Origin of the sequence: Pseudomonas sp. PSE1(2024) (assembly GCF_050990555.1) — a bacterium.
Classification (GTDB): Bacteria; Pseudomonadota; Gammaproteobacteria; order Pseudomonadales; family Pseudomonadaceae; genus Aquipseudomonas; species Aquipseudomonas aphyarum.
In genome coordinates, this window is sequence record NZ_CP158967.1 from 5,260,854 (window position 1) to 5,283,414 (window position 22,561).

General features: G+C 58.9%; 25 protein-coding genes and 1 tRNA gene. 12 read left to right on the top strand and 14 right to left on the bottom strand.

Features of this window, described 5'->3' with window-relative positions:
* Nucleotides 1-42: 42 nt before the first annotated feature.
* The 6 genes from ABTV87_RS23845 to queA form a co-directional block, all read right to left on the bottom strand.
* Nucleotides 43-591: a glycine zipper 2TM domain-containing protein gene (locus tag ABTV87_RS23845; RefSeq protein WP_007956693.1), complete on the bottom strand. Its 549-nt coding sequence runs from the start codon at nt 589-591 to the stop codon at nt 43-45.
* 120 nt (nt 592-711) lie between these two features.
* Nucleotides 712-1,626 (bottom strand): protein translocase subunit SecF, encoded by a 915-nt coding sequence (gene secF, locus ABTV87_RS23850; RefSeq protein ID WP_007956694.1) that lies wholly within the window; start codon nt 1,624-1,626, stop codon nt 712-714.
* Between the two features lie 9 nt (nt 1,627-1,635).
* Nucleotides 1,636-3,504 (bottom strand): protein translocase subunit SecD, encoded by a 1,869-nt coding sequence (secD, locus tag ABTV87_RS23855; RefSeq protein WP_039765691.1) that lies wholly within the window; start codon nt 3,502-3,504, stop codon nt 1,636-1,638.
* A 64-nt stretch (nt 3,505-3,568) separates the two neighbouring features.
* A complete protein-coding gene (gene yajC / locus ABTV87_RS23860) occupies nt 3,569-3,904 on the bottom strand; it encodes a preprotein translocase subunit YajC (RefSeq protein WP_007956696.1) in 336 nt (111 codons plus the stop codon).
* A gap of 43 nt (nt 3,905-3,947) precedes the next feature.
* On the bottom strand, nt 3,948-5,063 hold the full coding sequence (tgt, locus tag ABTV87_RS23865; protein WP_161794909.1) for a tRNA guanosine(34) transglycosylase Tgt: 1,116 nt from the start codon (nt 5,061-5,063) through the stop codon (nt 3,948-3,950).
* A 14-nt stretch (nt 5,064-5,077) separates the two neighbouring features.
* On the bottom strand, nt 5,078-6,127 hold the full coding sequence (gene queA / locus ABTV87_RS23870; RefSeq protein ID WP_007956699.1) for a tRNA preQ1(34) S-adenosylmethionine ribosyltransferase-isomerase QueA: 1,050 nt from the start codon (nt 6,125-6,127) through the stop codon (nt 5,078-5,080).
* A 108-nt stretch (nt 6,128-6,235) separates the two neighbouring features.
* Here queA and ABTV87_RS23875 point away from each other — a divergent pair.
* The 3 genes from ABTV87_RS23875 (at nt 6,236) to ABTV87_RS23885 (ending at nt 7,218) form a co-directional block, all read left to right on the top strand.
* Nucleotides 6,236-6,320 (top strand) — tRNA-Leu (locus tag ABTV87_RS23875).
* Nucleotides 6,321-6,413: 93 nt separating this feature from the next.
* Nucleotides 6,414-6,743 (top strand): hypothetical protein, encoded by a 330-nt coding sequence (locus ABTV87_RS23880; protein ID WP_007956700.1) that lies wholly within the window; start codon nt 6,414-6,416, stop codon nt 6,741-6,743.
* Between the two features lie 109 nt (nt 6,744-6,852).
* Entirely contained in the window at nt 6,853-7,218 is a 366-nt protein-coding gene (locus tag ABTV87_RS23885) for a hypothetical protein (RefSeq protein ID WP_085606877.1), read from the top strand.
* 24 nt (nt 7,219-7,242) lie between these two features.
* On the opposite strand, the gene ABTV87_RS23890 is transcribed toward ABTV87_RS23885, so the two are convergent.
* Nucleotides 7,243-7,989: a hypothetical protein gene (locus ABTV87_RS23890; protein ID WP_433898470.1), complete on the bottom strand. Its 747-nt coding sequence runs from the start codon at nt 7,987-7,989 to the stop codon at nt 7,243-7,245.
* Between the two features lie 119 nt (nt 7,990-8,108).
* Between ABTV87_RS23890 and ABTV87_RS23895 the strand changes: the two genes are divergently transcribed.
* From ABTV87_RS23895 to ABTV87_RS23915, 5 genes are all read left to right on the top strand, one after another.
* A complete protein-coding gene (locus tag ABTV87_RS23895; RefSeq protein WP_221535347.1) occupies nt 8,109-8,462 on the top strand; it encodes a hypothetical protein in 354 nt (117 codons plus the stop codon).
* A 120-nt stretch (nt 8,463-8,582) separates the two neighbouring features.
* A complete protein-coding gene (locus tag ABTV87_RS23900; protein ID WP_258712282.1) occupies nt 8,583-9,329 on the top strand; it encodes a hypothetical protein in 747 nt (248 codons plus the stop codon).
* 71 nt (nt 9,330-9,400) lie between these two features.
* Nucleotides 9,401-11,320: an alkaline phosphatase D family protein gene (locus tag ABTV87_RS23905; protein ID WP_433898471.1), complete on the top strand. Its 1,920-nt coding sequence runs from the start codon at nt 9,401-9,403 to the stop codon at nt 11,318-11,320.
* Nucleotides 11,321-11,519: 199 nt separating this feature from the next.
* On the top strand, nt 11,520-11,774 hold the full coding sequence (locus ABTV87_RS23910; RefSeq protein ID WP_039765667.1) for a type II toxin-antitoxin system Phd/YefM family antitoxin: 255 nt from the start codon (nt 11,520-11,522) through the stop codon (nt 11,772-11,774).
* The gene (locus ABTV87_RS23915; protein WP_011335833.1) at nt 11,771-12,025 is read left to right on the top strand and encodes a Txe/YoeB family addiction module toxin; all 255 of its coding nucleotides are present in this window, start codon (nt 11,771-11,773) and stop codon (nt 12,023-12,025) included. The genes ABTV87_RS23910 and ABTV87_RS23915 overlap by 4 nt, the downstream gene beginning before the upstream one ends.
* On the opposite strand, the gene ABTV87_RS23920 is transcribed toward ABTV87_RS23915, so the two are convergent.
* Nucleotides 12,019-13,206: an aspartate aminotransferase family protein gene (locus ABTV87_RS23920; RefSeq protein ID WP_433898472.1), complete on the bottom strand. Its 1,188-nt coding sequence runs from the start codon at nt 13,204-13,206 to the stop codon at nt 12,019-12,021. The genes ABTV87_RS23915 and ABTV87_RS23920 overlap by 7 nt on opposite strands.
* Nucleotides 13,207-13,308: 102 nt before the next feature.
* Here ABTV87_RS23920 and ABTV87_RS23925 point away from each other — a divergent pair, with 102 nt between their 5' ends.
* The 4 genes from ABTV87_RS23925 (at nt 13,309) to ABTV87_RS23940 (ending at nt 16,130) form a co-directional block, all read left to right on the top strand.
* Nucleotides 13,309-14,214: a LysR family transcriptional regulator gene (locus ABTV87_RS23925; RefSeq protein ID WP_433898473.1), complete on the top strand. Its 906-nt coding sequence runs from the start codon at nt 13,309-13,311 to the stop codon at nt 14,212-14,214.
* Nucleotides 14,215-14,259: 45 nt separating this feature from the next.
* The gene (locus ABTV87_RS23930; protein ID WP_375747849.1) at nt 14,260-14,664 is read left to right on the top strand and encodes a GNAT family N-acetyltransferase; all 405 of its coding nucleotides are present in this window, start codon (nt 14,260-14,262) and stop codon (nt 14,662-14,664) included.
* Between the two features lie 64 nt (nt 14,665-14,728).
* Complete coding sequence (locus ABTV87_RS23935) at nt 14,729-15,253, top strand: DUF6622 family protein (RefSeq protein ID WP_085606891.1); 525 nt, start codon at nt 14,729-14,731, stop codon at nt 15,251-15,253.
* Between the two features lie 172 nt (nt 15,254-15,425).
* Nucleotides 15,426-16,130 carry a hypothetical protein gene (locus tag ABTV87_RS23940; protein WP_127799796.1) on the top strand — a complete coding sequence of 235 codons (705 nt, stop codon included), beginning with the start codon at nt 15,426-15,428 and terminating at the stop codon, nt 16,128-16,130.
* A gap of 69 nt (nt 16,131-16,199) precedes the next feature.
* Here the strand turns inward: ABTV87_RS23940 and ABTV87_RS23945 are convergent, their stop codons facing one another.
* The 6 genes from ABTV87_RS23945 to cyoA form a co-directional block, all read right to left on the bottom strand.
* Nucleotides 16,200-16,691, bottom strand: coding sequence for a RidA family protein (locus ABTV87_RS23945; protein WP_007956714.1), 492 nt, complete (start codon nt 16,689-16,691; stop codon nt 16,200-16,202).
* Between the two features lie 230 nt (nt 16,692-16,921).
* Complete coding sequence (gene cyoE / locus ABTV87_RS23950; protein WP_007956716.1) at nt 16,922-17,809, bottom strand: heme o synthase; 888 nt, start codon at nt 17,807-17,809, stop codon at nt 16,922-16,924.
* A 10-nt stretch (nt 17,810-17,819) separates the two neighbouring features.
* Nucleotides 17,820-18,155: a cytochrome o ubiquinol oxidase subunit IV gene (cyoD, locus tag ABTV87_RS23955; protein ID WP_007956718.1), complete on the bottom strand. Its 336-nt coding sequence runs from the start codon at nt 18,153-18,155 to the stop codon at nt 17,820-17,822.
* A complete protein-coding gene (locus ABTV87_RS23960; RefSeq protein ID WP_007956720.1) occupies nt 18,155-18,781 on the bottom strand; it encodes a cytochrome o ubiquinol oxidase subunit III in 627 nt (208 codons plus the stop codon). The genes cyoD and ABTV87_RS23960 overlap by 1 nt, the downstream gene beginning before the upstream one ends.
* Nucleotides 18,782-18,784: 3 nt before the next feature.
* A complete protein-coding gene (gene cyoB / locus ABTV87_RS23965; RefSeq protein WP_007956721.1) occupies nt 18,785-20,815 on the bottom strand; it encodes a cytochrome o ubiquinol oxidase subunit I in 2,031 nt (676 codons plus the stop codon).
* A gap of 3 nt (nt 20,816-20,818) precedes the next feature.
* The gene (gene cyoA, locus ABTV87_RS23970) at nt 20,819-21,760 is read right to left on the bottom strand and encodes a ubiquinol oxidase subunit II (protein WP_085606895.1); all 942 of its coding nucleotides are present in this window, start codon (nt 21,758-21,760) and stop codon (nt 20,819-20,821) included.
* Between the last annotated feature and the right edge of the window lie 801 nt (nt 21,761-22,561).

Consider the following 22,561-nt stretch of genomic DNA (forward strand, 5'->3'; position numbering starts at 1 on the left):
AAAGCACCCCGAAGGGTGCTTTTTTTATAAACAGTCAACCAATCACTGGCCCGGCTCGTTCTGCGACAGGATCAGCTTGCCTTCCTTGTCGACCGGGATCTGGTTGCCCGGATCACGATCCATCCGCACCTTGCCTTCCTTGCCGTCCAGCGAATACCGGACGTCATAGCCCACGACCTTGTCGCTGATGTCATTCACCGTGTTACAGCGAGTCTGGGTCGTGGTGTAGGTATCACGCTCCTGCATACCCTCCTGAACCTTGTTACCGGCGTAACCACCACCGACCGCACCGGCCACCGTGGCAATCTTCTTGCCGGTGCCGCCGCCGATCTGGTTACCCAGCAGACCACCTGCCAGCGCACCGACCACGGTGCCGGCGATCTGGTGTTGATCTTTCACCGGCGCCTGCCGGGTCACCGTCACATCCTTGCACACTTCACGTGGAGTCTTGATCTGTGTTTTGACCGGTTCTACGGCCAGCACTTGCGCATACTCAGGGCCGCTTTTAACCAGGCTGTAGGTGGCAACAGCACCCCCGGCAGTCACACCGACAGCACCCAATACCGCACCAACCAGCAACGACTTGTTCACATGAACCTCCTGACCATCACATGCGGGACGCGCCCGCGCTTCACCCAGCCTTGGAGCAAAAAAAAAGACGCGAGTTCAACTCGCGTCTTTTTTGACTGACAACCGGGAAAACGATGGCCGTTATGGACGGTCGTCGACTTCCTTCTCGGTGTTGACCGGGGGAATCAGGTCTTCGGTCGACAGGTTCAGCCAGATCAGCACCACGTTGGCGATGTAGATCGACGAGTAGGTACCCGCCAGAACACCCACCAGCAGCGCCAGGGAGAAGCCGTACAGGTTGTCACCGCCGAAGAACAGCAGTGCCGCGATCGCCAGCAAGGTCGAAACCGAGGTCGCGATGGTCCGCAGCAAGGTCTGCGTGGTCGAGATGTTGATGTTCTCGATCAGCGTGGCCTTACGCAGAACACGGAAGTTCTCACGCACCCGGTCGAACACGACGATGGTGTCGTTGAGCGAGTAACCGATGATCGCCAGTACCGCCGCCAGCACCGTCAGGTCGAAGGTGATCTGGAAGAACGACAGGATACCCACGGTCACGATCACGTCGTGGATCAGCGACACGATGGCGCCGACCGCAAACTTCCACTGAAAGCGGAAAGCCAGGTAGATCAGGATGCCGCCGAGCGCCAGCAGCATGCCCATGCCGCCCTGGTCGCGCAGCTCTTCACCGACCTGCGGGCCGACGAACTCGACGCGCTTGACGGTCGCCGGGTTGTCACCGCCGACCTTCTGCAGCGCCTCCGCCACCTGATGGCCCAGCTGCGGGTCTTCACCCGGCATGCGCACCAGCAGATCGGTGGTCGCGCCGAAGTTCTGCACCACGGCTTCGTGATAACCGGAAGAAACCAGCTGCTCGCGCACTTTGGTGACATCGGCCGGACGCTCGTAGGTCAGCTCGATGAGCGTACCGCCGGTGAAGTCCAGACCCCAGTTCATGCCCTTGTGGAACACACTGAAGATTGCCAGCAAGGTCAGAAATACGGTGACGCCGAACGCAAAGTTGCGGACGCCCATGAAGTTGATTGTACGTAACATGGCAGCCCCTTAAATCCACAACTTCTTGAAGTCACGACCGCCGAAGATCAGGTTGACCATCGCGCGGGTGACCATGATGGCCGTGAACATCGAAGTCAGAACCCCGAGGGACATGGTTACTGCGAAGCCCTTCACCGGGCCGGTGCCCATGGCGAAGAGGATGCCGCCGACCAGCAAGGTGGTCAGGTTGGCGTCGAGAATCGCAGTGAATGCCCGACCGAAGCCTTCGTTGATTGCACGCTGCACGGTCATGCCGGCGGCGATCTCTTCACGAATCCGCGAGAAGATCAGTACGTTGGCGTCGACCGCCATACCCATGGTCAACACGATACCGGCGATACCCGGCAGGGTCAGCGTGGCGCCCAGCAGCGACATCAGCGCCAGCAGCAGCACCATGTTCACCGCCAGTGCAACGGTGGCAATCAGACCGAAGAAACGGTAGATGGCGATGATGAACAGCGAGACGAACAGCATGCCCCACAGCGATGCATCGATACCCTTGGTGATGTTGTCCGCACCCAGGCTCGGGCCGATGGTGCGCTCTTCAGCGAAGTACATCGGCGCAGCCAGACCACCGGCACGCAGCAGCAGCGCCAGTTCGGACGACTCGCCCTGGCCGTTCAGGCCGGTGATACGGAACTGCGCACCCAGCGGCGACTGAATGGTCGCCAGGCTGATGATCTTCTTCTCTTCCTTGAAGGTCTGCACCGCGACGTCTTTCTCGACGCCGTCGACCACTTGCTTGGTGTAAGTGGTGACCGGGCGCTGCTCGATGAAGATCACCGCCATGCTGCGACCGACGTTGCTGCGGGTCGCGCGGCTCATCAGCTCGCCACCGTGGCCATCCAGACGGATGTTCACTTCAGGCGTGCCGTGCTCGCCGAAACCGGCCTTGGCGTCAGTCACCTGGTCACCGGTGATGATCAGGCCACGCTCGATCTGGGCAGGAGGACGATTGCCTTCGCGGAATTCGAAAGTTTCGGAAGTGGCTTTCGAAGCACCCGGCTCTGCAGCCAGACGGAACTCCAGGTTGGCCGTCTTGCCGAGGATGCGCTTGGCTTCGGCAGTGTCCTGCACGCCCGGCAGCTCAACCACGATACGGTTGGCGCCCTGACGCTGGACGATCGGTTCGGCAACACCCAGCTCGTTGACGCGGTTACGTACCGTGGTCAAGTTCTGCTTGATGGAGTATTCACGGATTTCCGCCAGCTTGGCCGGGGTCATCGCCAGACGCAGCACCGGTTGACCGTTGAGGTCGGCCGGAACAATGTCGAAATCGTTGAAATTCTTGCGGATCAGCGCGCGGGCCTGTTCGCGGGAATCAGCATCGCTGAAGCCCAGCTGAATGGCGCCATTGAGTTGCGGCAGGCTGCGATAACGCAGTTTCTCTTTGCGCAACAGGCTCTTGACGTCGCCTTCGTAGACTTTCAGGCGGGCGTCGAGGGCTTTGTCCATGTCCACTTCCAGCAGGAAGTGCACACCACCGGACAAGTCCAGACCCAGCTTCATCGGGTGCGCGGCCACACTGCGCAGCCATTGCGGGGTGGTTTGTGCCAGGTTCAGCGCGACGACGTAGTCATCACCCAATGCCTTGCGGACAACGTCCTTGGCCGGCAGCTGGTCTTCAGCCTTGGTCAGACGGATCAGACCGCCCTTGCCGTTCGCAGCCAGGCTCGAAGCCTTGACGTTGATCCCGGATTCCTTGAGCGCGGTGCTCACGCGATCCAGATCGGCCTGATTGACCTGCAGGGCCGTGCTGGCGCCGCTGATCTGAATGGCCGGGTCATCGGGGTATAGATTCGGAGCGGAATAAATCAGACCGATCGCCAGCACCGCCAGGATCAGAATGTATTTCCACAGAGGATATTTGTTCAGCATCACGCCGCCCGTTATGAACGCGGGGCGCCTTGCGCGCCCCGTCGATTGAGTAGAAGTTGGAACCTTAGATCGCTTTCAGCGTGCCTTTTGGCAGCGTGGCGGCGATGGCGCCCTTCTGGAACTTCATTTCCACGGTGTCGGAAACTTCCAGAACCACGAAGTCATCGGCCACTTTGGTGATCTTGCCGGCGATGCCGCCGGTGGTGACCACTTCGTCGCCCTTCTGCAGGCTGCTCAGCAGGTTCTTCTGCTCTTTGGCGCGCTTGGCCTGTGGACGCCAGATCATCAGGTAGAAGATGACCAGGAAGCCGACCAGGAAAATCCACTCAAAGCCGCCGCCCATAGGCGCTGCAGCCGGTGCAGCCGCGTCAGCCATGGCATTAGAGATAAAAAAGCTCATTTAGCACTCCAGTTGCAAATGTTGAATCTTGGGGTCAGAAAACTCAGTCCAAAGGCGGAACGGGAAGCCCGCGTTTGGCGTAGAAGGCATCGACAAAGGCGGCCAATGTACCCTGTTGAATAGCCTCGCGCAAACCAGCCATCAGCACCTGATAATGGCGCAAATTGTGGATGGTATTGAGCATGCTGCCGAGCATTTCGCCGCACTTGTCCAGATGATGCAGATAAGCGCGGGAGAAGTTCTGGCAGGTATAGCAATCGCAGGTCGGATCCAGCGGCGAATCATCATGGCGATGGAACGCGTTACGGATCTTCAGCACGCCTGTATCAATGAACAGATGCCCGTTGCGGGCATTACGGGTTGGCATCACGCAATCGAACATGTCCACACCGCGGCGCACACCCTCAACCAGATCTTCCGGTTTGCCAACGCCCATAAGGTAACGAGGTTTGTCAGCCGGCATCATGCCGGGCAGGTAGTCCAGCACCTTGATCATTTCGTGCTTGGGCTCGCCCACCGACAGACCGCCGATGGCCAGGCCGTCGAAGCCGATCTTGTCCAGGCCTTCCAGCGAGCGCATGCGCAGGTCCTGGTGCATGCCGCCCTGGACGATGCCGAACAGCGCCGCCGTGTTGTCGCCATGGGCATTCTTCGAACGCTGGGCCCAGCGCAGCGACAGCTCCATGGACACACGGGCGACGTCTTCGTCAGCCGGGTACGGGGTGCATTCGTCGAAGATCATCACGATGTCCGAGCCCAGATCGCGCTGGACCTGCATCGACTCTTCCGGGCCCATGAACACTTTCGAGCCGTCGACCGGAGAGGCGAAGGTCACGCCCTCCTCCTTGATCTTGCGCATGGCGCCGAGGCTAAACACCTGGAAACCGCCGGAGTCGGTCAGGATCGGGCCTTTCCACTGCATGAAATCGTGCAGGTCGCCGTGCTCCTTGATCACTTCAGTACCCGGGCGCAGCCACAGGTGGAAGGTGTTGCCCAGAATGATCTCCGCGCCGGTGGCGACGATGTCACGCGGCAACATGCCCTTGACCGTGCCGTAAGTGCCCACCGGCATGAAGGCCGGGGTCTCGACGGTGCCACGAGGGAAGGTCAGACGACCACGACGAGCCTTGCCATCGGTGGCAAGCAACTCGAAAGACATACGACAGGTGCGACTCATACGGATTCCTCTGGGCCGCGGGGAGCGGGATTACGGGTGATGAACATCGCATCACCGTAGCTGAAAAAGCGGTATCCGTTATCGACCGCGGCTTTGTAGGCAGCCATGGTTTCCGGATAACCGGCGAATGCCGAGACCAGCATCAACAGCGTGGATTCGGGCAAATGGAAATTGGTGACCAGGGCATCGACCACATGGAACGGCCGGCCAGGGAAGATAAAGATGTCGGTGTCGCCGCTGAACGGCTTGAGCACGCCATCGCGGGCGGCGCTTTCCAGCGAACGCACGCTGGTGGTGCCGACAGCGATGACTCGACCGCCGCGCTCACGGCAAGCGGCGACTGCATCGACCACGTCCTGACCGACTTCCAGCCATTCGCTGTGCATGTGGTGATCTTCGATCTTCTCCACGCGCACCGGCTGGAAGGTGCCAGCGCCGACGTGCAGCGTGACGAATGCCGTCTCGACACCCTTGGCGGCGATCGCTTCCATCAGCGTCTGATCGAAATGCAGCCCGGCAGTCGGCGCTGCCACCGCGCCGAGTTTCTCGGCATACACGGTCTGATAGCGCTCGCGATCCGAACCTTCGTCCGGGCGGTCTATATAAGGAGGCAACGGCATGTGCCCGACGCGATCGAGCAGCGGCAGCACTTCTTCGGCAAACCCCAGCTCGAACAGCGCATCGTGACGCGCCAGCATCTCGGCTTCGCCGCCGCCGTCGATCAGGATCTTCGAACCCGGCTTCGGCGACTTGCTGGAACGCACATGGGCCAGCACGCGATGGGTATCGAGCACGCGTTCGATGAGGATTTCCAGCTTGCCGCCGGACTCCTTCTGCCCGAACAGGCGCGCCGGAATCACCCGGGTATTGTTGAACACCATCAGATCGCCCGGGCGCAAATGCTCCAGCAGATCAGTGAATTGACGGTGTGCCAGGGCGCCGCTGACCCCATCCAGGGTCAACAGGCGACTACCGCGACGCTCGGCCAAAGGATGGCGGGCAATCAGCGAATCAGGAAGCTCGAAGGTAAAGTCAGCAACGCGCATGATGGGGTTCGTCTAGCAGGGCCGGAAAGTCTAGCGGAAATATCGAAAATTGACCATGAAACGTGATTGACCAACGGTAGGCACCTCTCTATACTTCGCCGCCATTGAGCCCTGATGGCGGAATTGGTAGACGCGGCGGATTCAAAATCCGTTTTCGAAAGGAGTGGGAGTTCGAGTCTCCCTCGGGGCACCAAAATCAAGAAAGGTCTTGCTTAGCAAGGCCTTTTTTTTCGTCTGTCGGAAAGTGCCGCCGGCCCTCCGGCGAGATCTCACACAGGTCCACCGCATGGAAACGTCACTGGAAACCGTCGCCCTGTTCTCCCTGAAACTCGCGTACGAGGAAGAAGGCTTGAGCCCGATTCTGCGGGATGACATGGTCATGGGCGACTATCAGAAAGACGTGTTCGAATTGCTGGTGCGCCGGGGTGATGTCGAGACGATCCAGTTCAAGATGAACGAGTGCCTGGCGCTGGCGATGGATGCGTTGGGTGGCGTCGAGAAACCGTTGGGGCGGGAGCTGCACAAGTTGTCGACCGACTTCAGTCAGGCGCAGTCGCTGGAGCAGTTGGATCAGCCGCTCCTCGCGCTCAAGGGTTATTTGAAGGACATTCTTTAAGCTACGCAGATGAAGAAAGTGGCGCGAAGCTTCTATTTTGATATCTTGCCGTCCACTCGCTAGAGGCCTGTCTTCGCCTCTGTTATTGCGCACTCGGGAATAGACCAAAATGGATGCTGTGTTGTGTTTGCTGGTGATGGCTGGAACCTGGCTGTGGGTGGTGAAGCAACGGGGTGAGTGGAACCTGTTGCTGGCCAACCTTGCCGGCGCCGGAAGTGGCGTGGTTACCGGCATTGTGTTCACGCTGATTTACGACGCAGTCATTGGTACGTCGATGGCGACACCCAACCTGCATCGCAGTCTGGTGGTGTTCATCACCAGCGCGGGCGTTCTGGCGGGGGTATGGCTGTGGATTGCCAATCGCCGTCAACCCGAACACCCGATTGCACGCCAGTTGCTCGGCGCGGTGTGTGGCCTGGCCGCGGGCATGGCGACCCTGCTGTTTCTGGCGGTGAATTATTTCCCCCAGACGTGACTGGACGGCGTGACTGTTTTGCGGTCAGCGCCGAGCCTTCAACACCCGAATCTCAGTAGGAAACCCATCCGCCCCCACCAGTTTCTTCCAGCCCACATACTGAAACTCGCCCCGCTCATCGATGTAATCACCCTTCTCAACCGACCTGCCACCGACAATCGCCACGCGCTTTTCCTCACCACACCCGCCATCCGACGGCCGAACGGTGTAGATCACATACGGCTTCACATATTGCGTGGCACGAAAGTATTGGCCGCAGACTTCATCGACGGTAATCAACATGGTTTTCAGGCGTGCTTCGCCGTCCATGTCTTCGTGGAGTTTGAGGAAGGAGATTTCGCCGACATCGCTGTAGCCGAGTGAACGGGCACGTTGGTATTCGGGGGAGTTCTGGTGGGCGATCCGGCCTTGCTCGGCAGCCTGGTTCATTCTGTCGGCGAACTCGGCTTTGCCACGGGCAATCATCGCATCGGCCTCGGCCGCCACGTTTTCGCATTGAGCGAATTCCCCGGAGGCGAGGTACTGGGGAGGCAGGTTTGGGCGGTGCTCATTCATGCTCCCCTGGCTGTTCTCCAGATCGCCCGTCACCTCAAAGGCGCCGGGCACGCGACCGCTTTGGACGTCGGCCATTTTTTCCTGCATTCGCTGACAATTGGCGAGGTAATACTTCCAGCTGTTTTCCGGGTGCTCTTTCCAGGCGGCGAATGCCGGGGTCAGCGTGGTAGCAAGGACGAACGCACAAAACAGACGGCAGGTTTTGAGAGCAGGCATGAGTAGTCCATTACGGAGATGAAGTCAGTGGCGCGACGCTACTATTTTGCTATCTTGCCGTCCACTGTCGAGCAAGCTGCCAAGGGCCTGATCAACACCGATTCCGAAGGAAGAATGCGATGGAAATAGCCGTTATGTTTTTTGCCTGGGCGGCCATGTGGGTATGGGTCGTCAGGCAACGTGGTGCCTGGAATCTGATCCTCGCCAATGTGCTCGGTGCCGCCAGCGGCATGATGGTAGGCGTGGTGGTCTCGGAGTTTTACATTCGCCTGTTCGGGGCGGACCGGCCGCCCATACCCGGGCTAATGGGCACAGTGCTGCAGATGCTGACAACCGCTGCGGCGCTGGTGGGTGTATGGATGCTGGTATCCCATCGATCGCGGGTCGAACATCCTGTTGCGCGTCAGCTACTGGCAGGCCTTTGCGGCACCGTGGCCGGCCTGACAACATTCATGTTTTTTGCACTCAAATAATTTTGCCGGCGTTGAATGCGATGGTTGCTGTAGCAGCGGATGTCTATTTTGCTATCTTGCCGCCCATCTCAGCACTGCGAGCGCTGAATTCAGGTTTTGCAGGTTTAAGGAAAGGATCGAATGGAGTTTTTGCGTTTTCTGGCATTTGTCGCGGCTTGGGGTTTCATGTGGCGCTGGGTGGTGAAAAACCGCGGCAGCTGGAATCTGTTTTACGCCAACCTGGTCGGTGTCGCGGGCGGTTTCATTGTTTCGATGGTGGTGCTGGCGATCACTTTTTCATTGTTCCCGTCGGCGCATCGCTACGAAGCCGCGCAGACTGAAAACGTCGTGGCACAGCAGCAAGCCGAACCGACCTCGTTGCTGCCGGAAGCCGAGGCAGTTGCAAGTCCTGCTGCGCTGAAAGATGCGCCGGTGTTTGCCGCTATCGAGCCGGACAACAAGCCCTCTCCAGCGGATTCCGCGTTGCTGCCGAACTACGCCAGTCGCGCGCCGAAGACGATGTCGGTGCAAACCGTGATCGACCAGAGTGACGATGAGGGGCGCAAGGCCCTGACGGCGCTGAGCAAAAAACTGCGCGCCGACGCGCAAGGCGACAAGTCGATGCTCGCGTATGTCATGTGCAGCCCGTTCGTGACCAGCACCTTGCGCTTCCCCGCATCTGCCCGGTTTGCCGACAGCAAAAGCCTGACGCCGCAACGCTTCAAGGATCAGGTCTACACCTTCAGCAACACCGTCACCGCGCGGAACATGAATGGCGACGATGTGACGTACCGCTTCGACTGCTCCGTACAGGAACAGCCAAGAGTCGACGCGACACCTGCCGAATGGCGCCTGCTGGCGCTGAAGCTGGAAAAAACGGGCTCTTAAGCCTGGTTTAAGGGTTCGAGGCGCCGGCTGCGCTATCATCGCCGGCCTGTGCGCCTTGAGCTTTTCCCCCGATGCCTCCGACACCTGATGACCTGAGCCCGTTGCCTGCTGTTCTGGCCGGGCCACTGCTGCGCCGACTGGAACCAACGCGCTTAGTGTTTTGGCTGGTCGGCAGCCGCGAACTGTCGTTGACCTTGCGCCTGCAAGGCGTAGGAGACATTCCACTGGGTGCCGGGAAATGCACGGTCATTCCGGTGGGCACCCGGGCGTTTGTTCACCTGATCGACGTTCCGCTGCAAACCGCCCTGCCCTGTGACACCCGCATCGACTACGACCTGTTGATCGATGGCCAGCAGCCCATCGCCGACTGGGCGCCGCACCTGCTCTACGACAACGCCACCAGCCCGAACTTCGTCCTGCGTTCTCGCATCGACCAGTTGCTGCACGGTTCCTGCCGCAAGCCCCATCACCCGGCCGCCGACGGCCTGCTCTGCGTTGACCGGTTGCTGGCCGCCGAAACCGATCCGCAGCAACGTCCCGCCCTGTTGATGATGAGCGGCGATCAGGTTTACGCCGACGACGTTGCCGGCCCGATGTTGCGGGCAATTCATGCCCTGATCGAGCGCCTCGGTCTGTTCGGTGAGCACCTCGAAGGCGCGGTGGTCAGCGACAGCGCGAAGCTCTATGAACATCCGGCCAGCTACTACCATCGTGCGGATTTGCTGCCGGCACTCGAGAGCAACGAGACATTGCGCGAGCGTTTCTTCGGCGGTGCACGCAAGCCGATTTTCACCAGCAGCAGCGCCGACAATCACCTCGTGACGTTTGCCGAAGTCATGGCGATGTATTTGCTCGTTTGGTCGCCAACGCCCTGGGCGCTGGTCAACTCGCAGCCGCCGGCACTGACGCCGGAACGCCTCAAGCGCTATGCCCTCGAACAGACCCGCATCGACGGTTTCAAGGCCGGCCTCGGCCAGGTGGCCCGGGCACTGGCGCATCTGCCGAGCCTGATGATCTTCGATGACCACGACATCACCGATGACTGGAACCTGTCCGCGCAATGGGAGGAAACGGCCTACGGCCACCCGTTCTCCAAACGCATCATCGGCAACGCGCTGATCGCCTACATGTTGTGTCAGGGCTGGGGCAACAATCCGGATGCATTCAGCGCTGTACTGGAGAAAACCCGAGGCCTGAGCGCCAGCGGAGACGACCGCTATCTCGACGCTCCCGTGCAGGACGGATTGATTGAGGAATTGCTGCGCTTTCAGCAGTGGCATTTCGTATTGCCGACCAGCCCGGCGCTAGTGGTGCTCGACACTCGCACCCGACGCTGGCGCAGCGAAATGGCGCTCAAGCAACCGTCGGGTTTGCTGGACTGGGAAGCCTTGAGCGAACTGCAGCAGGAACTGCTCGACCATCCTTCGGCGATCATCGTTTCGCCGGCACCGATCTTCGGTGTAAAGCTGATCGAAACCGTGCAGCGAGTATTCAGCTGGTGCGGTTATCCACTGCTGGTGGACGCGGAAAACTGGATGGCCCATCGCGGCGCGGCCCAGGTGATCCTGAACATTTTCCGACACTCGCGTACACCGGGCAGTTACGTGGTGCTGTCAGGCGACGTGCATTATTCCTTCGTCTACGAAGTCCTGATCCGACACCGCAAGGCCGGCCCGCGCATCTGGCAAATCACCAGCAGCGGTATCAAGAACGAGTTCCCGCCTACCCTGCTGGAATGGTTCGACCGCCTCAACCGCTGGCTCTACTCACCACGCTCCCCCCTCAACTGGCTGACCAAACGCCGCCGCATGCGCATCGTCCCATACGTGCCGGAACACGCCGAAGCGGGTGAGCGGCTGTGGAATTCGGCGGGGATTGGTCAGGTGTTTTTCAACCAACAGGGGCAGCCGAACGACATCATCCAGCACAACGCGAACGGCGCACCGAAGACCCGGATGCTGGCGCCGGATTTGTCGGACTACCCTGATTAGAAAAATCTCACGTAGAGAGTGAGAGGGATGGCAGGCTCGTCGGAATCAGCTTACAGAAGACCCAGAAACGTCTCGATGAGACTTCGGTGATACTCAGCACACCGCAGGCAGCCCGTCTGTGGCACAACCACTGATAGGTATCGCCTTGTCATCCTGTACTCATTTCTGTACGTTCTTTGCATCAAGCGAGGACTACAACATGGACACTATCAACTACACCACAGCTCGTGCGCACTTGGCTGAAACCATGGATCGCGTGAATGAAGACTGCGCCCCACTTCTGGTAACCCGCCAAAAAGGCGAGCCTGTAGTGATGATGTCTCTGGCCGAATACAACGCGCTGGAAGAAACGGCCTATCTGCTGCGTTCTCCGGCAAATGCCGAGCGCTTGATCAAATCGATTGGCGAAATGCGCGCTGGAAAAGCCAAAGTCAGGCAACTGATTGAAGAATGAAAATCCAGTTCACGCCAACGGGCTGGGAAGACTACTTATGGTTTCAGCAAAACGATAAGGCCGGTCTCAAACGAATCAATCTTTTGATTAAAGCGATCCAGCGCCAACCCTTTGAAGGCCTGGGTAAACCGGAGCCGCTCAAGCACAACATGAGCGGCTTCTGGTCACGGCGGATAACTGCCGAGCATCGCCTGGTCTATGCAATCGTAGACGGCGAAATCTGCGTCATAACTTGCAGATTTCACTACTGACCGAGGGATGAGACATGGCTCAGGGAACGGCCAACCCCTCTGACAATCATCCCCACCTCCCGCTCATCAATCGTCAGCGGCGGCAGCAGCCGGATCGTCTTGCCGCGAGTGACGTTGATCAGCAGTCCATGATCCCGCGCGGCAATCAGTGTCAGGTCGCGGATCGGCTGTTTGAGTTCGATGCCGATCATCAGCCCTTGCCCGCGAATCGCCAGCACATTCGGATCGTCCGCCAGCTCTGCACGCAAGCGAGTCAGCAGGCGCTCGCCTTGAACCCTGGCATTTTCCAGCAGACCTTGTTCCTCGATGATCTCGAGCACGGTGCAACCCACCCGGCACGCCAGTGGATTGCCGCCGAAGGTGCTGCCATGGCTGCCGGGGGTGAACAGATCGGCCGCCCGACCCCGTGCCAGACAGGCGCCGATCGGCACGCCGTTGCCCAGGCCTTTGGCGAGGGTCATGACGTCGGGAACGATGCCTTCGTGCTGAAACGCAAACCAGCGGCCGGTACGGCCGATGCCGGTCTGGATTTCGTCGAGCATCAGCAGCCAGGCGTGACGGTTGCACAATTCACGCAGGGCCTTGAGGTAGCCAGGCGGCGCCAGTTGCACGCCGCTTTCACCCTGGATCGGCTCCACCAGAATCGCCACGATCCGCTGACCATGTTTGCGCTGCACCTGCTCCAGCGCTTGAAGATCGCCGAACGGCACTTTGTCGAAATCCCCGGGCAAGTCATTGAAACCCAGCCGCACCGCCGGGCCATCGCTGGCGGACAAGGTGCCGAGGGTCCGGCCATGAAACGCGTTGGCCATCACCACCACGAGCGGCTGTTCGATGCCTTTGCGCCAGCCGTACAGACGCGCCAATTTCAGCGCGGTTTCGTTGGCCTCGGCACCGGAGTTGTTGAAGAACGCCCGCTCCATCCCCGCCAGCCGTGTCAGCTTCTGCGCCAGCGATTGTTGCCAGTCGATGCTGTAGAGGTTGGAGGTGTGCAGCAACAATCCCGCCTGCTCGCTGATCGCTGACACGATGCGCGGGTGCGAGTGGCCGACATTGGTCACCGCCACGCCCGCCACCGCGTCCAGATATTCACGGCCCGCCTGATCCCAGAGTCGGGTGCCCAGGCCTTTGATGAAGCTCAAGTCCAGCGATTGATAGGTGTTCATCAGGGCGGCTGTCATATCGGCAAACTCCAGCGAGGTGAGAGGTGCTGGCAGTATGGTTATCCACCTGAACTGGATAAACTCGGCAAAACTTCAATCATTTAAAAGCCAGGCTTGATAATGGATTTGTTCCAGTCGATGAGCGTGTACGTCAAGGTTGTGGAGTCCGGCAGCATGACGGCGGCCGCGCTGCAGTGCGAAATGTCCACGACCATGGTGGGCAATCACCTGCGGGCGCTGGAGCAACGGCTCGGCGTGCAATTGCTGCAACGCACCACCCGCCGCCAGCGACTGACCGAGTTCGGCAGCGTTTACTACCAGCGCTGTCTGGAAGTGCTCGGTCTGGTCGCCGACTCCGAACGCCTCGCCGAGCAGACGCTCGATGAACCGCGCGGTATTCTGCGGGTTACTGCGCCGCTGACCTTTGGCGTTGAACGTCTGGCCCCGGCGCTCAGTGAGTTTTCCCTGCAATGTCCGCTGGTCAAACTCGACGTGATCCTGACCAACCGCCGTCCGGATCTGCTGGAAAGCGGTCTCGACGTGGCCTTCCGACTGGGCCACTTCGACCAGTCCAACCTGATCGCCCGCCCGCTGATCGACTACACCCTGACGGTCTGCGCCTCCCCGGAATACGTGGCCCGACGCGGCATGCCGCTCACGCCTGAGGAACTGCGCCAGCACGACTGCCTGTCCTTTGCCTATCCCGCCGGTGACGACTGGCAATCGGTGGAAAAGCAGTGGCGCCTCAGCGGTCCGGACGGTGACATCATGGTCGACGTCAAAGGCCCGATGCTGATCAACAGCTCTGCCGGCCTGCATCAGGCCGCGCGCACCGGCATGGGCATCGTGATGCTGCCGGACGCGCTGGTGGAACAGGACCTGCGCGACGGCAGACTGGTCGTGGTGATGCCGGACTATCAGCCGCCGAACCGCCCGATGCATCTGCTTTACGCGCCGGATCGCTATCGGTTGCCTAAACTGCGTCGCTTCGTCGAGTTCGCCATGCAGATGTGGGGCAGACCGTAGGCAACGCGACTACTGTTGGAAATACACCAGGGACGGAATCAACGAATGAACAAAGGCATTTCAATACGCGACCTCCTGCCCACGGAAGTGGAGGCAGCAAGGCAGTTTCTAGAACGGCACGGCTGGGGCCATCGCACCGGCACCGCCGAACATTTCGCACAGCTTGTTCAGAACTCTCAGCGCACGGCCGTTGCATTGAGCGGCCAGCAGATTATCGGTTTCGCCCGTGGCATCACCGATGGCTTGTCCAACGGCTACCTGTCGATGGTCGTGGTCGACGGGCAACACCGGCGCGCGGGCATCGGGCGGGCGCTGGTCGAACATGTGATGGGCGATAACAGCGACATTACCTGGGTTCTGCGTGCCGGGCGCGAAGGTGCGGAAGCGTTTTTTGCCAGCCTGGGGTTTGAAACGTCGGTGATCGCGATGGAGCGTTTGCGGCTGAAATAGCCGACGGTTACTGTGACCCCGGCTATGCTCCACCCTCCTCCTTTTCCAGCATGGATGCTGCGCAATGCTCACGATTCTGCAAAACACTCCGATACGGGTTTACCTGATTTTTCTGCTGCTGGTTTATTTCGGCATCAAGGCGTTCTCTCCCCGCCGCGAAAGCCGTGCCTCGATGCTGATAACGCCCCCGGCGTTTTTGGCGTGGTCGCTGTATTCCCTGAATTTGACGATCAACCCGGCGCTGTTTTTGAGCACATGGTTCGCCGCGCTGTTGCTGGGCGGTCTCTCGGCCTGGCTGGTGTTCTCCCGGCGGGGCGTGATGCTCGACGACTCCGCGACAGGGCTAATCATGCCGGGCACGGTAAAAATCCTGATCATGTACCTGATGTTCTTTTCCTCGAACTACTACTTCGGTTACCAGAATGACGTGAATCCGGAGCTTTCCGCGTCGCCGGACATGCTGCTGCTCAAGGCCGGCATTTCGGGGTTCATGTGCGGCCTGATCAGCACTCGTTCGCTGAAGCTCTACTGGACGCTGCGTGGCCTGACGTCCCGGCGGCTACCGGAGAACGCTGTCGCCAATGAATGAGCCAAGGCACGCGCGGTGTCTGGTTGCCCCTCACAAATCATCCGGATAAATAATCGGCACCGCCGGCCCCTTGCTCCGTGACAACGCCGTCGCGCTCCCCTAAATTAGTCGGCCTGAAAAAGCCCCAGCGCTTTCTCGTCTCACCTCAAGTTAAAAAAGTAGTGAAATTTCAATGTCCGATTTCAACACCGCTGAATCCGTAGTCACTCTGTCGTCCAAAGCGGAATACGAAAACTCCATCAATCTTTCACAACACATCCCACAGGCGAAGATCATCAGCGAGATGGTGCTGGACGCGTTCCAGTCGAGCCGCGAGAGCGATCAGATCCGCGAACTGCGCGCCGCGATCCGTCAGGCCCACGACCGCTTCGATGACGACCAGGCTTACGAGCTGATGGGCGAACTCAAGCGCCTGAAGGACGCCGAAGCCGCCGACATCGCCGCCCTCGAAGACCTCAGCAGCAAGTTTCCGATCAGCCGCATCCTGTCGAGCTTCAAGGACGATCCGGCGTTCCAGGAAATCGTCTACGGCCTGGCCCTCAAGGTTCTGAACCAGACTCACCAAGCGATCAGCAGCCCGAGCGGCGGCAAGAGCAAGGCCGCACGCGCCAAGAAAGACGTCGAAGTGTTCAGCATCAGCAAGGACGGCATCAGCGTGACCCTGCCAATGCGCACACCGCGTTCGCGCCTGAGCGTGGATCGCGAGGCACTGGAGTTCCTCGGCTTCACCTTCGTCGGTGAAGGCGAAGAGGCGGAAATCGAAGGCGAAACCTTCGTCGACAACGCCGGCACCGAGCACGCGATCAACCGCAAAAACATCATCACCGCGCTGCAACAGCAGACCGCGTTTGATGGCTACAGCATCGCCGCCCAGTAATACCGGCGCTGACGAAAAAGCCCCGCTCTGAAATTCAGGCGGGGCTTTTTGTTGTCCGCAGATTGGCGGTTATGCCGATGGGTGCACGGCGGCAATCATGTCGACTTCGATGGCTGCGTTTTTCGGCAACTGATAGACGCCGACGGTGGTGCGGGTGTGCCGCCCGACATCGCCCAACACATAACTGAATACATCCGATGCACCGTTGGCGACTTCGCTGAGGTCAACGAAATCCGGCGTGGACTTCACGTACACCGTGACCCGCAACAACGACCTGACCTTGTCCAGTGAACCGACTGCATCGACGATAAAGGCCAGACAACGCATCGCGCTGATACTCGCCGCGGCCTGCGCATCCTTGAGCGTCAGCTCCTGCCCCACCCGCCCCGGATACTGAATCTTGCCCTCGGTGCGCGGCACCATGCCGCTGATGTAAATCTCGTCGTGATGACGGATCAACGGCGCGTAATTGCCACCCACCGTGTTCTCACCGTTGATGTCGTAGTTCAGCTCTTTTGCCAGGGCAATGAAGCGCTCGTCGCAGGTCATCCTCTCAGTCATTTCGCCCAGCCTCTTGATCGATGCATGTAGTTGGATCCGAATCTAGGGCTTTTGCCTATCGACCGCAACCTGTCGATTTCTAGCTAGTCGTTTCGAGGGAATGGCTGATTACCCCACCCTTTTGGGAGAGAGTCTGTTCGCGACAAAGGACGTCGTTTATCCATCATCCGAGCAACAAAAAACCCCGCTCATCTCTCGATGAACGGGGTTTCTCGTACAACGTTCGAACCTTACGGCGCGTACGTCAGCAGCAGCTCGGTCGGCACCTTGAAGTCCAGGGACATCATGACGCTCAGCGCGGTGATGGTGAAGATCGAGAACACGAACAGCTTGCGTGCCCAGACCGTGTCATCCACCGCCTTGTAGCCGGTCCAGGCCATGTACAGCCAGTACATGCCCATGGCCGCGGCGACGGCGAGGTAGCTCATGCCGGCGTAACCGCTGAAGGTCAGCATCAAGGTCGCCACGAGGAAGGCCAGGATGTAGATCAGGATGTGCTTCTTGGCCACCTGGATTCCGCGCTTCACTGGCAACACCGGAATCGATGCGGCCAGGTAATCGTTGAAGCGGAAGATCGCGATGGCGTAGGAATGCGGCATCTGCCACAGGCTGAACATCACCAGCAGGGTCAGCGCGGCCATGTCGAAGCTGTTGGTCACGGCCACGTAACCGATCACCGGCGGCATGGCGCCCGACAGACTGCCCACCAGCGTGCCGTGAACCGACTTGCGCTTGAGGTACAGGCTGTAGAAGCCGACGTAGATGATGAAGCCGATCACGGCGAACAGGGCAGCCAACGGGTTGGCCACCTTGTACAGCAACGCAACGCCGGCGACACCCAGGACGGTCGCATAGACCAGGGCCAGTTTCAGGGAGATCAAGCCCTGGACCAGCACCCGGTTCTTGGTGCGTTCCATCTTCAGGTCGATGTCGCGGTCGATGCAGTTGTTGAACACGCAACCGGAGGCCACAACCAGGGAAGTGCCGATCATGGCTGCCAGAAACACGGCCAGATCGACATGCCCTTTCGAGGCCAGGAAGAACCCGCCTGCCACAGAAAGCACGTTACCGAAAATGATCCCCGGTTTGGTGATTTGGATAAAGTGCTTGAGCGACATCGGGTTTACCTCACTTCGCCATCATGTAGGTGTGGATGCTGAACATGATCCACAGCGACAGACCGACCAGCAGCACGATCACGATGGCCGTAAAGACGAACGCAATCACGTTGTTACGTTGAGCGATGGAACGGTCCAGGTGCAGGAAGTAATACAGGTGAACGATCACCTGGATCACGGCGAACAGCAGGACGATCGCCAGCGTCGTCGACTTCGGCAGGGTCGGGAACATCACCAGGCCGAACGGGATGACGGTCAGGATTACCGACAGGATGAAGCCAATGGCGTACGACTTTACGCTGCCGTGGCCAGCATCATGGCTGTCATGGGAGTGTGCATTAGCCATTACAGGGTCCCCATCAGGTAAACAACGGTGAATACGCAGATCCACACCACGTCCAGGAAGTGCCAGAACAGGCTCAGGCAGCTCAGACGGGTCTTGTTGGTCGCCGTCAGGCCGTGCTTGTTGACCTGGTACATCATGATGCCCATCCAGATCAGACCGGCGGACACGTGCAGACCGTGGGTACCGACCAGCGTGAAGAACGCCGACAGGAAGCCCGAACGGCTAGGACCGAAGCCCTCGGAGATCAGCAGGTGGAACTCGTTGATCTCCATGGCGATGAAGCCTGCGCCGAGCAGGAAGGTCATGAACAACCAGCCCAAAACCTGCTGCTTTTTACCTTTGTACAACGCCAGCATGGCGAAGCCGTAGGTGATCGAACTGAACAACAGCAGAGCGGTTTCGCCCAGCACGTATGGCAGTTCGAAGATGTCGTGGCCCGACGGGCCACCGGCGACGTTGTTTACCAGTACCGCGTACACCGCGAAGATCGACGCAAACAGAATGCAGTCGGTCATCAGGTAGAGCCAGAAACCGTATACGGTCATCTCGCCCGAGTCGTGGTGATGGTCATCGTGCCCATGGTCATGACCATGGGCGTGTCCAGCATTGGTCACTAAGTTCGACATTGTTTAAGCCTGTTCCAACTTGGTTTCAACACGGGTTGCGGAAGCAGGGATCTTCCCGGCCGCTACCAGACGCTTGTGCTGCTCGGCTTCGATGCGCTCGATTGTTTCAACCGGCACCATGTAGCCCTGATCGTCACGTGCTGCGTGGATCACGAAGTAGATGACAGTGCCGGCCAGGCTGGCGATCGCCAACCACCAGATGTGCCAGATCATCGCGAAACCGAACACGGTCAGCAGTGCGCCCATCACCACGCCAGTGGCGGTGTTGTTCGGCATGTGGATCGGTTCGTACTTGGCTGGTGCCTTGTACGCAGTACCGTTTTCCTTGGCCTCGGTGAACGGATCGATGCAGTCTGCTTTTGGCAGTACAGCGAAGTTGTAGAACGGAGGTGGCGACGAGGTCGACCATTCCAGGGTATGGGCATTCCACGGGTCACCGTGTTCGCACATGTTTTCCGGCTTGTTGCGGTCACGCACCGACACGTACAGCTGGATCAGCTGGCAGGCGATACCCACAGCGATCATCACCGCACCAAACATGGCAACGTACAGGTACGGTACCCACTCAGGGTTGGTGGTAGCGTTCAGACGACGGGTCATGCCCATGAAGCCCAGAGCGTAGAGCGGCATGAACGCGACGAAGAAGCCCGAGATCCAGAACCAGAACGCTGCTTTACCCCAGCCTTCGTGCAGCTTGAAGCCGAACGCTTTCGGGAAGTAGAAGCCGAAGCCTGCGATGTAGCCGAATACCGCGCCGCCGATGATCACGTTGTGGAAGTGAGCGATCACGAACAGGCTGTTGTGCAGAACGAAGTCAGCACCCGGGATGGCCAGCAGTACGCCGGTCATGCCGCCGATGGCGAAGGTCACCATGAAGCCCAGGGTCCACAGAACCTGGCTGGTGAAGCGCAGACGGCCCTGGTAGATGGTGAACAGCCAGTTGAACAGTTTCACACCCGTCGGGATGGAAATCAGCATCGTCGCCAGACCGAAGAAGGCGTTGACGCTGGCACCCGAACCCATGGTGAAGAAGTGGTGCAGCCAAACCATGAAGCCCAGTACCGAGATCGCGCCGGAGGCGTAGATCATCGAGTGGTGGCCGAACAGTTTCTTTCCGGTGAAGGCCGAGATGACTTCCGAGAAAATGCCGAACGCCGGCAGGATCAGGATGTAAACCTCAGGGTGGCCCCATGCCCAGAACAGGTTGACGTACATCATTGGATTGCCACCAAGTTCATTGGTGAAAATGTGGAAATCCATGTAACGGTCAAGGGTCAGCAGTGCCAGGGTAGCGGTCAGGATCGGGAACGAAGCCACGATCAGAACGTTTGCCCAGGTGCAGGTCCAGGTGAAGATCGGCATGTCCATCAGTTTCATGCCAGGGGTACGCATTTTCAGCACGGTCGCGAGGAAGTTAACCCCGGTTAACGTTGTACCCAGACCCGATAGCTGTAGCGCCCAGATGTAGTAGTCCATCCCCACGCCAGGGCTGTATTGCAGACCCGACAGCGGTGGATAGGCAACCCAGCCGGTCTTGGCGAATTCGCCGACGCCCAGGGACAGGTTGATCAGCACGACGCCGGACACCAGCAGCCAGAAGCTCAGGGAGTTCAGGAACGGGAACGCAACGTCACGCGCGCCGATCTGCAGCGGCACTGCAAGGTTCATCAGGCCGGTGAAGAATGGCATCGCCATGAAGATGATCATGATCACACCGTGAGCGGTGAAGATCTGGTCATAGTGTTCAGGTGGCAGGTAGCCAGGCGAACCCTCGGTGGCCATGGCCAGCTGGGTACGCATCATGATGGCGTCGGCAAAACCGCGCAGCAGCATGACCATGGCGACGATGATGTACATCACGCCGATTTTCTTGTGGTCGACCGACGTCAGCCACTCGGTCCACAGGTAAGTCCACTTCTTGAAGTAGGTGATTGCAGCGAACAACGCCAGACCACCGAGCGCGATCATCGAGATGGTGACCATCACGATCGGCTCGTGGAAAGGGATCGCTTCCCAACTTAATTTACCAAACATCGTTTACTCCTCTGCCCCGGCAGCTGAATGCGAATTCGAGTCCATATCCGTTGCCGCCACTTCTTTCTCTTTCTTCTCGTGCTTCAGCGGCTTGCCCGGTTTCATGCCTTCGTACTTGTCGACGATGGTCTGGAACAGGTTCGGCGTGACCGAGGAGTAGAGCTCGACTGGATTGTTCTGGCTTGGCTTGGCAAGGGCTGCGTATTCAGCTGGTTCAAGCTGTTTAGGTGCCTTTTTGACTTCACTTACCCAGGCGTCGAAATCTTCCTGAGAAGTTGCGATCGCTTTGAATTTCATACCGGTGAAACCAGCGCCGCTGTAGTTGGCGGAGATACCGTCCATTTCAGCGTTGCGGTCAGCGATCAGGTGCAGCTTGGTGGTCATGCCCGCCATCGCGTAGATCTGGCCGCCCAGGCCCGGGATGAAGAACGAGTTCATCACCGCGTCCGAAGTGATCCGGAAGTTAACTGGCGTGTGCGCCGGGAACACGATCTTGTTGACCGTGGCGATGCCTTGTTCCGGGTAGATGAACAGCCACTTCCAGTCCAGCGCGACCACTTCGATGGTCACAGGCTTGACGTCGGATTCGATCGGACGATACGGATCCAGCGAGTGGGTCGACTTGTAGGTGATGTAACCCAGGGCAATGATGATCAGGACCGGAATGGTCCAGACTGCCACTTCGATCTTGGTCGAGTGCGACCATTTCGGGGTGTAGACGGCGTTCTTGTTGGAGGCGCGGTACTTCCAGGCGAACAGGAAGGTCATGACGATGACCGGCACAACGACCAACAGCATCAGCAGCGTGGCGGTGATGATCAGGTTGCGCTGTTCCAGGCCGACCTGGCCCGTTGGATTGAGCAAGGTCATGTTGCAGCCTCCCAGCAACAACGTGCCGAGCAGCGGCACTAGGCCTAGTAATCTGGGGTACCTGTTTTTACTCATCTCACGACCTCTAAAGCAGCTTGCGCAATGCAGTTGGGTTTTGATCGCCAACACTTCACCCTGCCAAGGGTTGGCATTTTCTTTGGATTGAATAAGGGCCGCCCGTCGCGCGTCAGACGCTCGACAAAACCTGGGACAGCGGTCAGTTCTTATTCGAATTCGTGGTCAAAGGCCTTGTTACAGACCAATTCCATTTGGTGCGGAAAGTTGGAAGGCACCGACACCTGGGTGTCTCGCAAGCCTCTCGGCTGCTCGACACCCGACTTCCTGCTCGCCTCCTTAATAAAGGCTGAACAGTGCCGGGAATTCAGTGCGGGCGATTGTAGATAGGTAGCGCCCTATACACCATGTCTTATCCCGAAATAATTTTTATCGCTCTGAGCAACAATCCATCACCGTTTTTGCAAAAGTTCCGCATGTTATCGAAATCGATTCTCAACAAAAACACCAAAAAATGTAGGTCTATCGGCCTCAGTTCAGACAGCTCCGAGGGCTTTTTCCCACGGCGCGATCCGCGCAAAGCCCGATATGCCAAGGCTTTTGGCCATCTGCCGGAGTCTGTTAAAACTGCCTGATCCGGCACACGCGTGCAAAAACCGACAAACGCTGAAACAGACCAATCCTTTTTTGTAACAGCACTCCAATCCGGGCCTGTGAAACGAGCTGCGACACGGCCTGTGTGACAACATGTCGCACACCTGTCGCACCCTTCCTTGCCGTTCGTCACGGTGTTTTCACACAGACCCTGAAATGCAAAACGCCTCGAGTTGCGTCACCGCAAATCGAGGCGTTTGTTTTATC

Bases quoted from the DNA above. Each gene is read 5' to 3' on its own strand.
- queA (WP_007956699.1), bottom strand. From the start codon at position 6,127: ATGCGCGTTGCTGACTTTACCTTCGAGCTTCCTGATTCGCTGATTGCC.
- ABTV87_RS23945 (WP_007956714.1), bottom strand. From the start codon at position 16,691: ATGACTGAGAGGATGACCTGCGACGAGCGCTTCATTGCCCTGGCAAAA.
- ABTV87_RS23940 (WP_127799796.1), top strand. From the start codon at position 15,426: ATGTCCGATTTCAACACCGCTGAATCCGTAGTCACTCTGTCGTCCAAA.
- ABTV87_RS23895 (WP_221535347.1), top strand. From the start codon at position 8,109: ATGGAAATAGCCGTTATGTTTTTTGCCTGGGCGGCCATGTGGGTATGG.
- tgt (WP_161794909.1), bottom strand. From the start codon at position 5,063: ATGTCTTTCGAGTTGCTTGCCACCGATGGCAAGGCTCGTCGTGGTCGT.
- ABTV87_RS23885 (WP_085606877.1), top strand. From the start codon at position 6,853: ATGGATGCTGTGTTGTGTTTGCTGGTGATGGCTGGAACCTGGCTGTGG.
- cyoD (WP_007956718.1), bottom strand. From the start codon at position 18,155: ATGGCTAATGCACACTCCCATGACAGCCATGATGCTGGCCACGGCAGC.
- cyoE (WP_007956716.1), bottom strand. From the start codon at position 17,809: ATGTCGCTCAAGCACTTTATCCAAATCACCAAACCGGGGATCATTTTC.
- ABTV87_RS23915 (WP_011335833.1), top strand. From the start codon at position 11,771: ATGAAAATCCAGTTCACGCCAACGGGCTGGGAAGACTACTTATGGTTT.
- ABTV87_RS23935 (WP_085606891.1), top strand. From the start codon at position 14,729: ATGCTCACGATTCTGCAAAACACTCCGATACGGGTTTACCTGATTTTT.
- cyoB (WP_007956721.1), bottom strand. From the start codon at position 20,815: ATGTTTGGTAAATTAAGTTGGGAAGCGATCCCTTTCCACGAGCCGATC.
- yajC (WP_007956696.1), bottom strand. From the start codon at position 3,904: ATGAGCTTTTTTATCTCTAATGCCATGGCTGACGCGGCTGCACCGGCT.
- ABTV87_RS23890 (WP_433898470.1), bottom strand. From the start codon at position 7,989: ATGCCTGCTCTCAAAACCTGCCGTCTGTTTTGTGCGTTCGTCCTTGCT.
- ABTV87_RS23880 (WP_007956700.1), top strand. From the start codon at position 6,414: ATGGAAACGTCACTGGAAACCGTCGCCCTGTTCTCCCTGAAACTCGCG.
- ABTV87_RS23960 (WP_007956720.1), bottom strand. From the start codon at position 18,781: ATGTCGAACTTAGTGACCAATGCTGGACACGCCCATGGTCATGACCAT.
- ABTV87_RS23900 (WP_258712282.1), top strand. From the start codon at position 8,583: ATGGAGTTTTTGCGTTTTCTGGCATTTGTCGCGGCTTGGGGTTTCATG.
- ABTV87_RS23930 (WP_375747849.1), top strand. From the start codon at position 14,260: ATGAACAAAGGCATTTCAATACGCGACCTCCTGCCCACGGAAGTGGAG.
- ABTV87_RS23905 (WP_433898471.1), top strand. From the start codon at position 9,401: ATGCCTCCGACACCTGATGACCTGAGCCCGTTGCCTGCTGTTCTGGCC.
- ABTV87_RS23925 (WP_433898473.1), top strand. From the start codon at position 13,309: ATGGATTTGTTCCAGTCGATGAGCGTGTACGTCAAGGTTGTGGAGTCC.
- secF (WP_007956694.1), bottom strand. From the start codon at position 1,626: ATGTTACGTACAATCAACTTCATGGGCGTCCGCAACTTTGCGTTCGGC.
- ABTV87_RS23920 (WP_433898472.1), bottom strand. From the start codon at position 13,206: ATGACAGCCGCCCTGATGAACACCTATCAATCGCTGGACTTGAGCTTC.
- cyoA (WP_085606895.1), bottom strand. From the start codon at position 21,760: ATGAGTAAAAACAGGTACCCCAGATTACTAGGCCTAGTGCCGCTGCTC.
- ABTV87_RS23910 (WP_039765667.1), top strand. From the start codon at position 11,520: ATGGACACTATCAACTACACCACAGCTCGTGCGCACTTGGCTGAAACC.
- secD (WP_039765691.1), bottom strand. From the start codon at position 3,504: ATGCTGAACAAATATCCTCTGTGGAAATACATTCTGATCCTGGCGGTG.